Genomic DNA, 12,278 nt, shown 5'->3' with positions numbered 1-12,278 from the left:
GGCGTTCCCGCGCGGGGCGGGCGGGTCAGGATCCCGCCGCCACCGCAGCCCGCCGCCGTCGGCCCACCACGGCCGAGGCCGCCAGCACGATGGCTGCGGCGACCAGCGACAGGTACATCTGCTTGCGCCCGTCGGCGTCGGTGAACATGTACGCCATGACGAACCCGATCATGCCCATGGCCGTCCAGGTCAGGTACGGGTACAGCCACATCCGGACGGTGTGCCGCTCGGGCATCTCGCGCTCGATGATCTTGCGCATCCGCAGCTGGGTGGCGCAGATCACCAGCCAGACGAAGAGCGCGACGGCACCGGAGGAGTTGAGCAGGAAGGCGAACACGGTGTCCGGCGAGGTGTAGTTGAAGAAGACCGCGACGAAGCCGAAGACCACCGAGGAGAGGATCGCGACCCGCGGCACGCCGCGCGAGGTCACCGTGGCGAAGGCCTTGGGCGCGTCCCCGCGCTGACCGAGCGAGAAGGCCATCCGGGAAGCCGTGTACATCCCGGAGTTGAGGCAGGACAGCACCGCCGTCAGCACGATCACGTCCATCACCTGGCCGGCACCACTGATGCCGATGTGGTCCAGTACGGCCACGTACGGGCTCGCCTTGACGTCGGCGGAGTCCCACGGCAGCAGGGTGACCACCAGCAGGATCGATCCCAGGTAGAAGATCCCGATCCGCCAGATGACGCTGTTGGTGGCCTTGCTGACCGCCTTCTCCGGGTCCTCCGACTCGCCGGCGGCCAGGGTGACGATCTCGCTGCCCATGAAGGCGAACACCACGGTGAGCATGCCGGTGAACACCGCGCCCACCCCGTGCGGCAGGAAGCCGCCGTGGCCGGTGAGGTTGCTGGCGCCGACCGCGTGGGTGCCCGGCAGCAGGCCGAAGGCGGCGAGGGTGCCGATCACCAGGAACGCGGCGATCGCGACCACCTTGATCCCGGCGAACCAGAACTCGAACTCGCCGTAGGAGGCCACCGAGAAGAGGTTGGTGGAGGTCAGCACCGCCATGACTATCAGCGCCCAGCCCCACTGGGGCACGCCGGGCACCCAGTTGTTCAGGATCTTCGCGCCGGCCGTCGCCTCGACGGCCAGCACCACGACCCAGAAGAACCAGTAGAGCCAGCCGATGCTGAAGCCGGCCCAGCGGCCGAGCGCCCGGTCCGCGTACGCCGAGAACGAGCCGCTCTGGGGGTCGGCCGCGGCCATCTCGCCGAGCATCCGCATCACCAGGACGACCAGTGCGCCGGCCAGGGCGTAGGAGAGCAGGATGCCGGGGCCGGTGGTCGCGATGCCCGCGCCGGAGCCGACGAAGAGGCCGGCGCCGATCACGCCGCCGATGGCGATCATCGACAGGTGGCGGTTCTTGAGCCCGGCCTTCAGGTGGCCGTCGCCGCCGTGTCCGATCGGCCCCGGCTGGTGGGGGAGGCTCGTGGCCGCGGTGGGCTGGGTGGTGTCTGCACTCATCAGGTGCCCTGTGCCTTTCCAGCGCGGTCTGACCCTCGGCTCGTGGCACCGGAGGGTGGGGGACTGACCCGCGCATTGCGTCGCAACCTAACTTCTACGCCCGAGTATCGGAACAATTTTTTGGTAACTGTTCGCTCAACGGACATAAAAAGCCTGGTCAGGGTGGGTGGAAAGGTGGCATGGAAACCTCAAATCTGACGTGTCATCAGGATTCTGGGAGGTTGCCAAGCTCTGCTGGGCCTCAGATCGGCCGCCGGTGGCGGTCAGATCGGCCGGATGTCGAGGATGGTGATCGACGCCTCGTCCGCCGGTCGCCCGGTCAGTCGGGCGGAGAGGATCCGGGGGATGTCCTCCTCCTGCGAGTATCCGGGCAGCACGGTCACTTCCGCGCGCCGTACGCCGGGCTCGCCCAGGACCGCGTACGTCACCAGGTAGCCGTACCGCTCCGGCGGCGGTGTCCGGCCCCGGTCCTGCCGGCTCCGGGCGGTCATGCGCATCGACCTCCTCGGCCCATTGTCGGCGCGGTGTGGCCGATCCTCGCAAATCCAGGCACAGTGGGACTCTCGGGGCATGCCGCAGGAGCATCCCGAGCGTTCTCGGTGCCGGCCGGTTCCCGGCGCCGGTCAGGAGCGACCCCATGCAGACCACCTGGAAGGGGACGATCAGCTTCGGGCTGGTCAGCATCCCCGTCCACCTGTACTCCGCGACCCAGGAGCACGACGTCCCGCTGCACCAGGTGCACGCGAAGGACGGCGGGCGGGTGCGGATGAAGCGGTACTGCGAGCGGGAGGAGAAGGAGGTCCCGTACGCGGAGATCGCCAAGGGGTACGAGTCCCCCGACGGGCGGACCGTCACGCTCTCCGACGAGGACCTCGCCGACCTGCCGCTGCCCAGCAAGAAGATCATCGACGTGCTGGCCTTCGTGGAGGAGGGCGAGATCGACCCGCTGATGTTCTCCAAGGCCTACTACGTGGGCGTCGCCGACAAGGGCGCCGCCAAGCCGTACGCGCTGCTGCGCGACGCGCTCACCGAGTCCGGGCGGATCGCCGTCACCAAGATCGCGCTGCGTACCCGGGAGTCGCCCGCGGTGCTGCGGGTGCACGACAACACCCTGGTGCTCCAGACCTGCATCTGGCCCGACGAGGTCCGCCCGGCGGCCGGCATCGCGCCCGAGGGGGACGTCACCGTCCGGCCGCAGGAGCTCAAGATGGCGCGTTCCCTGATGGACACCCTCTCCGAGGACTTCGACCTCGCCCAGCTGCACGACGACTACCAGCAGGCGTTGCAGCAGGTGATCACCGCGCGGCTGGAGGGCGTCGAGGTCCCGCACGAGGAGGAGCCGGGCGAGGCCCCGGACAACGTGATCGACCTGATGGAGGCGCTGCGCAGCAGCCTCAGGCAGGCCAAGGGCGGGCGGAACGCCGGAGCCGGGCAGGCCGGCGCAGAGGAGGAGCCCGCTCCGCGCAAGCGTGCCCCGGCGAAGAAGAGCGCCCAGGCGGCCGGGAGGACCGCCGCGAAGACGGGCTCGAAGACCTCCGAGAAGACCTCCGGGAAGACCTCCGGGCAGGGCTCCGCGAAGAGTCCGGCGGCGAAGCGGACCGCCACCCGGAAGTCCTCGGCTCCCCGCAAGGCCTCCTGACCCCCCGGGTCAGGCCCTCCTCCCGTCCAGCCGTCCGGCATTGGAGGCGATCCCGATGGACCTGCTGACCTACAAGGAAATCGACGCCCGAACCGAGGCTGAACCCGAAGCCCGGCAGAACCGGGGCTTCGGGCACCGTGCCTGGCACTGGCTGCTCAGCCTCAGCCCCACCGTGGTGACGTTCATGATCGCGCTCTCGGTCGGCCTCGGCATGGTCGCCGCCCAGGTGAGCCTGCTGCCGGTGCTGGTGCCGATGGCGATCTTCTGGGGCCTGACGGTCATCGCGATGTTCGGCGTGATCGCCCGCTGGATGACGCCGGGGCCGGGCCGGCACCGGATGGCGTCCTGACCCGGCCGGGATGAGCCGGGGTCCGGGAGGGCTCAGCCGATCCACACCGTGGTGACGTTGCAGAACTCCCGGATCCCGTGCCCGGACAGCTCCCGCCCGAACCCGGAGCGCTTGACGCCGCCGAACGGCAGCGCCGGGTGGGAGGCCGTCATCCCGTTGAAGAACACCCCGCCGGCCTGGATGTCCCGGACGAAGCGCTCCCGCTCCGCCTCGTCGGTGGTCCAGACGTTGGCGCTGAGCCCGAACGGGGTGTCGTTGGCGACCGCCACCGCCTCGTCCAGGTCGGCCACCCGGTAGACGGTGGCGACCGGGCCGAAGGTCTCCTCCTGGTGGATCCGCATCGCCGGGGTGATGCCGGTCAGCACCGTCGGCTCGTAGAACCAGCCGGTGTCCCAGCCCTCCGGGCGCCCGCCGCCGCACTCCACCCGGGCGCCGCGGGTGCGGGCGTCCTCGACCAGCTCCTCCAGGTCGTCCCTGCCCTGCCGGCTGGCCAGCGGGCCGACGTCGGTGCCCTCGTCCATCGGGTCGCCGACCCTCAGCGCGCGCATCGCGTCGGCGAAGGCCGTGGTGAAGCGGTCGTACACGTCGGTGTGCACGATGAAGCGCTTGGCGGCGATGCAGGACTGGCCGTTGTTCTGCACCCGGGCCCGGACGGCGGTGCGCACCGCGGCGTCCAGGTCGGCGCTCGGCAGCACGACGAACGGGTCGCTGCCGCCCAGCTCCAGGACGGCCTTCTTCACCTCGTCCGCCGCGGTGGCCGCGACCGCCCGCCCGGCCGGCTCGCTGCCGGTGAGGGTGACGGCGGCGACCCGGCGGTCCCGGATCACGCCCTCGACCGCGCCCGAGCCGATCAGCAGGGTCTGGAAACAGCCCTCCGGGAAACCGGCCCGCCGGAACAGCTCCTCGATCGCCAGCGCGGTGCGCGGCACGTTGGACGCGTGCTTGAGCAGGCCGACGTTGCCCGCCATGAGGGCCGGCGCGGCGAACCGGATGACCTGCCAGAACGGGAAGTTCCACGGCATCACGGCCAGCACCGGGCCGAGCGGGCGGTACCGGACGTAGGCGCCGGTGGCGCCGGAGTCGGTGACGTCGGCCGGGGCCGGGTGCTCGTCGGCGAGCAGCGCCTCGGCGTTGTCCGCGTACCAGCGCATCGCCTTCGCGCACTTGGCGGCCTCGGCGCGGGCGGCGGTGAGCGGCTTGCCCATCTCCTCGGTCATGGTGCGGGCGACCGCCTCCTGGTCCTGGTCCAGCAGGTCGGCGGCGCGCCGCATCAGTTCGGCGCGGGCGGCGAAGGAGGTGTCGCGGTAGCTGTGGAAGGCGGCGTCGGCGCGGGCCAGCCGCCGCTCGATACCGGCCGCGTCGAGCGGTTCGAAGGTCTTGACGGTCTCGCCGGTCGCGGGGTTGACGCTGGCGATGGGCATGGGCGCTCCCAGGTGGGGTCAGGGTCCGGTGCGTCTACCCTCACACCCTCCCCGACCACCCGGCTCCGGGCACGCCATCGCGCGCCCGGCGTGTCCCGGCGGGCGCGCGGTCGGCTCCGGTCACTCCGGCAGCGACTCCACCCGGGCCGCAGCCTCCCGGGCCCGGGCCCCGGCCCTGGTCCGTGCGGCGGTGACCTGCCGGTTGGGGAAGCGGTGCAGGTACTCGGCCTCCAGCTCCCCGGTGCGCAGCGTGTGCCGCTTCAGCGCGTCCTCCGAGCCGTAGAGGAAGGTCTCGTGGCGCGTGCGGTGCAGCTGCTCCAGCTCGTGCAGGAGCGTGTCGTTGCCCAGGGCGTGCGGGGAGATGCCCGCGGGCCGGATGTGCGGGTCGTCGGCGTGCCGCATCTCGGTGCCTCCTCGGCGGAAGTCCCCTCCTACAGGGTGCCCGTCGGCCGCCGCCGGTGCACCCGTTTCGCTCGCGTGGTGAATCCACAAGAGGAGTTGTAAAAGGGCTGTTGTACAAGAGTCCTTGTGGATATCCTCCCGGCATGACCGAGAAGACGACCGAGAACACGACCGAGAAGACGGACGAACCGCGCGGCTTCCGGGAGATCTCCGACTCCCGGGTGCTCGCCTCCCTCACCCACCCGTTGCGCCGCCGCCTGCTCGACCTGCTCAAGGTGGACGGCCCGGCGACGGTCGGGCAGCTCGCGGAGCGCACCGGACAGGCGGTCGGCAACGTCAGCCACCACCTGAAGGTGCTGGCCGAGAGCGGGCTGATCGCCGAGGCGCCCGAACTCGCCCGGGACCGGCGCGAACGCTGGTGGCGGCTCGCCGACAAGGAACTCAGCTGGACCAGGGCCGACTTCGACGGCGACCCGGTCACCGAGGCCGTCGCGGACGCGGCCGGCTCGATCCTGCTGGAGCGTCAGGCCGAGCTGGTCCGCGAGTGGGGGGCGCGGCGCAGCGGCTATGCCCCCGAGTGGCGGGACGGCTGCTCGATCGCCACCCAGACCTGGCTGCGGCTCACCCCGGAGGAGGCCCGGGAACTGGCCGCGGACCTGCACGCGGTGATCCAGAAGTGGACGGACCGGCCGGTGCCGCAGGACGGGCAGGAGCGGGAGACCGTGCTCGCCTTCTCGCACAGCGTCCCGGCCCGGCCGTGACCGCCGCGACCGCCGTCCCGGCTGCCCGGGATCCCGAAGTCCGTTCACGCTGGGGCCTGTTCGCCGATCGGGACTTCCGGCTGCTGTGGGCCGGGGAGACCACCAGCCGGCTGGGCAGCAGCGTCACCTCCGTCGCCCTGCCGCTGGTCGCGGTGCTCGTGCTGGACGCCGGGCCGCTCGCCTCCGGCCTGCTGACCGGCGCGGTCTGGCTGCCCTCGCTGGTGCTCGGCCTGCCGGCCGGGGTGTGGGTCGGCCGGCTGCCCCGGCGGGCCGTGATGATCGTCTGCAACCTGGCTTCGGCCGCGCTGTTCGCGAGCGTGCCGGTGGCGGGCTGGACAGGGGTGCTCACCCTGGCGCAGCTGCTGGCCGTGGCCTTCCTGAGCGGGGTGGCCTCGGTGTTCTTCGGCGCCGCCTACCAGGCGTACCTGCCCGAGCTGGTGGCGCCGGAGGACCTGGTCGAAGGCAACGCCAAACTCCAGGGCAGCGGCTCGGCGGCCGAGGTCGTCGGGCGCGGGCTGGCCGGGCTGACCATCCAACTGCTGGGTGTGGCGGCCGGGTTGCTCGTCGACGCGGTGAGCTTCCTGGTGGCGGCCGGCACCCTGCTGCGGATCCGGTCCAGGCCGGAGCCGCCCGTGCCCCGGCGGGCGGACCTGCTCGGGCAGGTCCGGGAGGGGCTGTCCTTCCTGCTGCGCGACCCGTACCTGCGCGCCTTCCTGTGCTTCGGCGCGGCCGCGAACTTCGCGCTCATCGGCTACCAGTCGATCCTGGCGCTGTTCCTGGTCCGGGAGGCCGGGATCGCCCCCGGCTGGGTCGGCGGGCTCGCCTCCGCCGCCGCGGTCGGCGGCGTGCTCGGTGCGCTGGCGGCCCGCCCGCTCTGCCACCGGCTCGGAACGGCGCGTGCGGTACGGATCGTGCTGCTCACCGCCATGCCGTTCGGACTGCTGATGCCGCTGGCCGGGCCGGGCCCCGGGACGGCGCTCTACCTCCTCGGATCGCTCACGGTCACCGCGGCGGCGGTGTTCGTCAACGTGGTGCTCGGGAGCTTCCGGCAGTCCTACACCCCGCCCGAGCTGCTCACCCGGGTCGCGGCCGGCTCGATGTTCGCGGTCCAGGCGACCATCCCGCTCGGCGCCCTGACCGGCGGCACGCTGGGCGAGACGATCGGGCTGCGCGCCACCATGTGGGTGATGTCCGGCCTGCTCGTACTGGCCGGGGCGCTGCCGCTGCTCTCCCCGCTGCGCACCCGCCGGGAACTGCCCGCCGGGCCCCCGACGGGCAGCAGCTCATAGGATGGATCATTCCGTCACCTCCGGGTCCACCCGCTACCGCTGGACAGATCGCACATGCCGCTTCCCAAGGCCGAACTCCACCTGCACATCGAAGGCACCCTGGAGCCCGAACTCGCCTTCGAGCTCGCCGCCCGCAACGGCGTCGAGCTGCCGTACGCCGACACCGAGGCGCTGCGCGAGGCGTACTCCTTCAGCGACCTCCAGTCCTTCCTGGACCTCTACTACGCGCTGATGGCCGTGCTGCGCACCGAGGACGACTTCGCCGACCTCGCCGACGCCTACCTGGCCCGGGCCGCCGAGCAGGGCGTGCGGCACGCGGAGATCTTCTTCGACCCGCAGGCGCACACCGCGCGCGGAGTGCCGCTGGCCGTGGTGGTGGACGGGCTGAGCAGGGCGCTGGAGCGCAGCGAGGAGCGGCACGGCATCAGCACCCAGCTGATCATGTGCTTCCTGCGGGACGAGTCCGCCGAGTCCGCGCTGGAGACCTTCGAGGCCGCCCGCCCGTACTTCGACCGGATCGCCGGCATCGGCCTGGACTCCGCGGAGGTCGGCCACCCGCCGGTGAAGTTCCGCGAGGTGTACCGCCGGGCCGCCGAGGCCGGGCTACGCCGGGTCGCGCACGCGGGCGAGGAGGGCCCGGCCGCGTACATCACCGAGGCGCTGGACGTCCTCGGCGTCGAGCGGATCGACCACGGGCTGCGCTGCCTGGAGGACGGCGAGCTGGTCGCCCGCCTGGTGCGCGAGCAGATCCCGCTGACCCTCTGCCCGCTCTCCAACGTCCGGTTGCGCTGCGTCGACACCCTCGCCGACCACCCGCTGCGCGAGATGCTGGAGGCCGGCCTGCTGGTCACCGTCAACTCCGACGACCCGGCGTACTTCGGCGGCTACGTGGAGGACAACTTCCGCGCCGTGCGCGAGGCCCTCGCCCTCGACCAGGAGACCCTGCGCCGACTGGCCGCGAACTCCTTCCGCGCCTCGTTCATCGACGACCGGCGGCGGGCCGAACTCCTGGCGGAGGTCGAGGAGTTCACCTTCTGATCGGCGGGGACGCGCCCGCCGTGGCGGCCCGCCGCCCTTCCCCGTCGAAACGGGAGGGCGGCGGGACGGGGGTCAGATCAGGGTGCTCCAGTAGTACCAGAAGCGGTTGAGGACCAGCAGCGCGATCACCGCGTACCACAGGGCCGGGACGACCCAGTGGTAGCGGGCCGCCTCGCGGACGACCGCCCGCAGCCGCGGGCCCACCGGGATCACGCCCGTGCGCAGGTTGTGCAGCGTGGTGTACCAGAACAGCGGGATCACCGCGGCCCACACCACCATGCAGTACGGGCAGAGCGCGCCGATCCGGTACAGCGCCTGGTACATCAGCCAGGTCACGAAGCCGACCCCGAACACCGTCCCGGCCTGCAGGCCGAGCCAGAACCAGCGCCGGTACGCCGCCCCGGAGAGCAGCCCGGCGCCGACCGCGACGACGACCCCGAAGGCGACCAGTCCGATCAGGGAGTTGGGGAAGCCGAAGGCCTCGGCCTGCTCGCTGCGCATGATCGAACCGCAGCTGATGATCGGATTGATGTTGCAGTTGGGGACGTAGGACGGGTCCTGCAGCAGCCGGATCTTGTCCAGGGTGAGGACCGTCGAGGCGAACAGGCCGACCGCGCCGCCGATCAGCAGCAGCCAGGCGAACGGGCGGCTCGCGCCGTAGGTGGGCCGTGCGGCGGGGGAACCGGCCGTCATCCGGTCACCTGCTTGACCATCGCGGTGAACTGCTCGGGGGCGACGGCCTTGCCGCCGGTCAGGACGTCCAGCTTCTTGCCGTCCAGCTTGACGGTCGGGGTGCCGGTGACGTCGCTCTTGTTGAACTCCTCGTTGACCTTGGCCGCCCACGGCGCGTAGGTGCCGTCCTGGACGGCCTTGACGAAGCCGTCGGTCTTCAGGCCGGGCACCTGGCCTGCCAGGTCCAGGATGTGGTTGACGTCGCCGAAGGCGTCGCTGCGCTCGTCCGGCTGGTTGGCGTACAGCACGTCGTGGAACGCCTTGAACTTGTCCACGCCCTCGTTCAGCGCGGCGCCGGCCGCGGCCAGCGCGGTGCGCGAGCCCTTGCCGCCGAGGTTGTTGTCCAGGAACGTCGCCAGGTGGTACTCGACCTTGTACGTGCCGTCGTCGGCGAGTTGCTGGATCGCCTTGCCGGTGGTGGTCTCCAGCTGCTCGCAGAACGGGCAGCGGAAGTCCTCGTAGACATCCAGGGTGTGCGGGGCGTCGGCCCTGCCGTAGGTGATCACGGTGCCGTCGGTGCCGCTCGCGTTGGCCGGGACGACCAGCGGGCCGTTCGCGGCGTTCGAACCGGAGCCGGAGGAGCCGCCGACGGCGAACGCCACGCCCGCCGCGAGGGCGAGCACGGCGACGGAGGCGCCGCCGACCACCACCCGGCGGCGGATCCGGTCGGAGCGCTCGGCCTGGGCGCGGGCGACGCGCATGCGCTCGGTGGCGGAGGTCTTCTTGTCGGTCTTGCGGGTGTTGCTCATGGGGTGTCGTCCTGTGCTCTCGGGCGTACGGGGAGACGCGCGGCCGGGCGGGGCCTGCGCGAGGGGAGAGAGACAGCCGGCTGGGCGGGCGGGAGGCCTGCGGGCTCAGGCGGCCAGGGCGAACACCGGCGGACCGCGCCGGACGGCCGGGCGGACGACGACGTCCTCGGCGGGGACCAGCGACCGGCTGGCCCGGGGGAACGGCGCCCGCGCCGGCGGACGGGCCGGCAGCGGAGCGACGAGCAGCCGCAGCCAGCGGGCGGCGGCGGGCAGGTGGCGGTGCAGGAACTCGCCCAGCATCCGGACGGTCCCGGCCAGGCAGCACAGCGCGGCGTCCGCGCGGCGCAGCCAGTAGGCGCCGGCCAGCGCGATCACCGTGTGCAGCAGCAGGATCAGCAGCACGCCGGTCTGCGGGGAGACGCCGTGGCCGAGCAGGAAGCCGCCGAGCGAGCCGCCGCCGCACAGCAGCGGCTGGAGGCCGTGCCCGGCGCCGGGCGGCAGCGAGGGACAGGTGCTCTGCGCGAGGTCGAACAGCGCGCCGGCGCCCAGCTCCAGCGGCAGGAACACCGCCGCGATCGCCGGGTAGCCGCGCTCGCGGCCGGCCGGCGCGAAGGCCACCGCGAAGACGGCGGCCGAGGCCAGCAGCATCGGGCCGACCGGCAGCGCGCGGCCGGTGACGAGCACCTGTCCGAGCCCGGCGAGCAGGACGACCAGCGCGGCGAAGACCGCCGCACGGAGCGTCCTGGTGGCCGGGCCGATGTCCATGGGACCCGAGTCTGCCACAGGTCGAAACCGGAACGGCCTGCCGGGCGGCGAGCTGTGAAGAGCCTCACCACCCGCGCTGAGCTGGGCTTATGCGGAACTTACGGGCGGCCGCCGGAGGCCGGCGGGGTGTCGTCGGGTGCCGCGGGGTGGCCGTCGGCGGCGTTCACCCGCGCCTCCACCAGCTCCCGGAAGTGGTCCAGGTCCTCGCGCACCGCCCGCTCGATCGCCCCGGCCAGGGCGAAACCGCGCGGCCCGCCGAACTCCCGGTGCACCGCCTCCGGGTCGTACTCCACCCGGATCTGCACCCGGGTGTGCCGGGCGTCGAGCGGCATCAGCGCGAAGGCGCCGTGCAGCCGGAGGACGTCCAGGGTCCGCCAGGCCATCACCCGGCCCCGGCCGCGGTCGGTGATCTCGGCGTCGACCGAGCGCTCGGCCCCGTCGATCTCCACCCCGAGGTGCGCGAGGTTCCGGCCGTGCGGGTGGGCGCTGCGGACGCCTTCGACGAACTGCGGATACTCGTGCACCCGGTGCAGCTGCTCCCAGGCGGCGAGGACGGGGACGGCGATGTCGATCTGTTCCTCAAGGGTGCTCATGGTGCGCGGCACCTCCCTCCGTCCCCAGCCTGCGCCTCGGGCCGGGGACGGGCAAAGCGGCGGGTGAGGGTGGAGCGGTGGGGCAGTGGGACGACCGGGGCGGCGGCGAGGTGGTGAGGGGGACGGCAAAGGGGCCCGGACGAGGGCGGGGCGGCGGGGCGAGCGCGCGCGGTCGGCGGCGGGCCGGGGGAGACTGGGCGCATGCCGGAGCTGCCCGAGGTCGAGGCGCTGAGCGCCTTCCTGTCCGAGCGGCTGACCGGGCGTGTGATCGCCCGGGTGCAGCCGGTGGCGATCAGTGCGCTGAAGACGTACGACCCTCCGGTGACGGCGCTGGAGGGGCGGACGGTCGGTCCGGTGACCAGGCGCGGCAAGTTCCTGGACATCGAGGCCGAGGGGCTGCACCTGGTGGTCCACCTGGCCCGGGCGGGCTGGCTGCGCTGGAAGGACAGCCTGCCCGCCGAGCCGCCGCGGCCGAGCCCGCGCAACCCGCTGGCGCTGCGGCTGCGGCTGGCGGGCGAGGTGGGGGACGGCTTCGACCTCACCGAGGCCGGCTCGAAGAAGGGGCTCGCGGTCCACCTGGTGCGGGACCCGGCCCAGGTGCCGGGCGTGGCCCGGCTCGGCCCGGACCCGCTGGACCCGGCCTTCGCCCTGGCGGACTTCGCCGCCCTGCTGCGCGACGACCGGCGCCGGATCAAGGGCGTGCTGCGGGACCAGAGCGTGCTGGCAGGGGTGGGCAACGCCTACTCGGACGAGGTGCTGCACGCGGCCCGGATGTCGCCGTACAAGCCGGCCGCGAGCCTGACCGAGGACGAGGTGGCCCGGCTGTACGAAGCGCTCGGCGGCACGCTGCGCGAGGCCGTGGAGCATGCGCGCGGGCTGCCGGCGGAGGAGCTGAAGGCGGAGAAGAAGCTCAGGCTGCGGGTACACGGCCGGACCGGTCAGCCCTGCCCGGTGTGCGGGGACACCATCCGCGAGGTGTCCTTCGCGGACTCCTCGTTCCAGTACTGCCCGACCTGCCAGACCGGTGGCAAGCCGCTGGCGGACCGGCGGCTGTCGCGGCTGCTGAAGTGACGCC

At 72.7% G+C, this 12,278-nt stretch carries 14 protein-coding genes; 6 read left to right on the top strand and 8 right to left on the bottom strand.

The window, feature by feature from the left end:
* Window positions 1-25 precede the first annotated feature (25 nt).
* Window positions 26-1,465 carry an amino acid permease gene (locus ACFU7Y_RS27870; protein ID WP_224282256.1) on the bottom strand — a complete coding sequence of 480 codons (1,440 nt, stop codon included), beginning with the start codon at window positions 1,463-1,465 and terminating at the stop codon, window positions 26-28.
* Window positions 1,466-1,728: 263 nt separating this feature from the next.
* A complete protein-coding gene (locus tag ACFU7Y_RS27865; RefSeq protein ID WP_380770017.1) occupies window positions 1,729-1,956 on the bottom strand; it encodes a hypothetical protein in 228 nt (75 codons plus the stop codon).
* Between the two features lie 146 nt (window positions 1,957-2,102).
* On the opposite strand from ACFU7Y_RS27865, the gene ACFU7Y_RS27860 reads away from it, so the two are divergent.
* Together ACFU7Y_RS27860 and ACFU7Y_RS27855 are read left to right on the top strand one after the other, a co-directional pair.
* On the top strand, window positions 2,103-3,104 hold the full coding sequence (locus ACFU7Y_RS27860; RefSeq protein WP_380770016.1) for a Ku protein: 1,002 nt from the start codon (window positions 2,103-2,105) through the stop codon (window positions 3,102-3,104).
* 55 nt (window positions 3,105-3,159) lie between these two features.
* Complete coding sequence (locus ACFU7Y_RS27855; RefSeq protein WP_224282259.1) at window positions 3,160-3,453, top strand: hypothetical protein; 294 nt, start codon at window positions 3,160-3,162, stop codon at window positions 3,451-3,453.
* A 32-nt stretch (window positions 3,454-3,485) separates the two neighbouring features.
* Here the strand turns inward: ACFU7Y_RS27855 and ACFU7Y_RS27850 are convergent, their stop codons facing one another.
* Both ACFU7Y_RS27850 and ACFU7Y_RS27845 read right to left on the bottom strand, forming a co-directional pair.
* A complete protein-coding gene (locus ACFU7Y_RS27850; protein WP_380770015.1) occupies window positions 3,486-4,874 on the bottom strand; it encodes an NADP-dependent succinic semialdehyde dehydrogenase in 1,389 nt (462 codons plus the stop codon).
* 120 nt (window positions 4,875-4,994) lie between these two features.
* The gene (locus tag ACFU7Y_RS27845) at window positions 4,995-5,276 is read right to left on the bottom strand and encodes a DUF6158 family protein (protein WP_051829638.1); all 282 of its coding nucleotides are present in this window, start codon (window positions 5,274-5,276) and stop codon (window positions 4,995-4,997) included.
* 143 nt (window positions 5,277-5,419) lie between these two features.
* Between ACFU7Y_RS27845 and ACFU7Y_RS27840 the strand changes: the two genes are divergently transcribed.
* From ACFU7Y_RS27840 to ACFU7Y_RS27830, 3 genes are read left to right on the top strand one after another with little or no spacing between them, the layout of a single operon-like run.
* Window positions 5,420-6,037 (top strand): helix-turn-helix transcriptional regulator, encoded by a 618-nt coding sequence (locus ACFU7Y_RS27840; RefSeq protein WP_224282261.1) that lies wholly within the window; start codon window positions 5,420-5,422, stop codon window positions 6,035-6,037.
* Window positions 6,034-7,326, top strand: coding sequence for an MFS transporter (locus tag ACFU7Y_RS27835; RefSeq protein ID WP_224282262.1), 1,293 nt, complete (start codon window positions 6,034-6,036; stop codon window positions 7,324-7,326). The genes ACFU7Y_RS27840 and ACFU7Y_RS27835 overlap by 4 nt, the downstream gene beginning before the upstream one ends.
* Before the next feature lie 54 nt (window positions 7,327-7,380).
* On the top strand, window positions 7,381-8,364 hold the full coding sequence (locus ACFU7Y_RS27830) for an adenosine deaminase (protein WP_224282263.1): 984 nt from the start codon (window positions 7,381-7,383) through the stop codon (window positions 8,362-8,364).
* A 72-nt stretch (window positions 8,365-8,436) separates the two neighbouring features.
* On the opposite strand, the gene ACFU7Y_RS27825 is transcribed toward ACFU7Y_RS27830, so the two are convergent.
* From ACFU7Y_RS27825 to ACFU7Y_RS27810, 4 genes are all read right to left on the bottom strand, one after another.
* Window positions 8,437-9,057 (bottom strand): vitamin K epoxide reductase family protein, encoded by a 621-nt coding sequence (locus tag ACFU7Y_RS27825; protein ID WP_224282264.1) that lies wholly within the window; start codon window positions 9,055-9,057, stop codon window positions 8,437-8,439.
* Entirely contained in the window at window positions 9,054-9,845 is a 792-nt protein-coding gene (locus ACFU7Y_RS27820; protein WP_224282265.1) for a thioredoxin domain-containing protein, read from the bottom strand. Before ACFU7Y_RS27820 ends, ACFU7Y_RS27825 begins: the two co-directional genes overlap by 4 nt.
* Window positions 9,846-9,950: 105 nt before the next feature.
* Window positions 9,951-10,610 (bottom strand): hypothetical protein, encoded by a 660-nt coding sequence (locus ACFU7Y_RS27815; protein ID WP_380770014.1) that lies wholly within the window; start codon window positions 10,608-10,610, stop codon window positions 9,951-9,953.
* Window positions 10,611-10,708: 98 nt separating this feature from the next.
* Window positions 10,709-11,203: an SRPBCC family protein gene (locus ACFU7Y_RS27810; protein ID WP_224283558.1), complete on the bottom strand. Its 495-nt coding sequence runs from the start codon at window positions 11,201-11,203 to the stop codon at window positions 10,709-10,711.
* A gap of 201 nt (window positions 11,204-11,404) precedes the next feature.
* Here ACFU7Y_RS27810 and ACFU7Y_RS27805 point away from each other — a divergent pair, with 201 nt between their 5' ends.
* On the top strand, window positions 11,405-12,274 hold the full coding sequence (locus ACFU7Y_RS27805) for an Fpg/Nei family DNA glycosylase (RefSeq protein ID WP_380770013.1): 870 nt from the start codon (window positions 11,405-11,407) through the stop codon (window positions 12,272-12,274).
* Window positions 12,275-12,278 lie beyond the last annotated feature (4 nt).

The organism is Kitasatospora sp. NPDC057542 (genome assembly GCF_042801945.1).
In the GTDB taxonomy this organism is placed as follows: Bacteria; Actinomycetota; Actinomycetes; order Streptomycetales; family Streptomycetaceae; genus Kitasatospora.
This window is presented reverse-complemented; position numbering and strand designations above follow the sequence as displayed.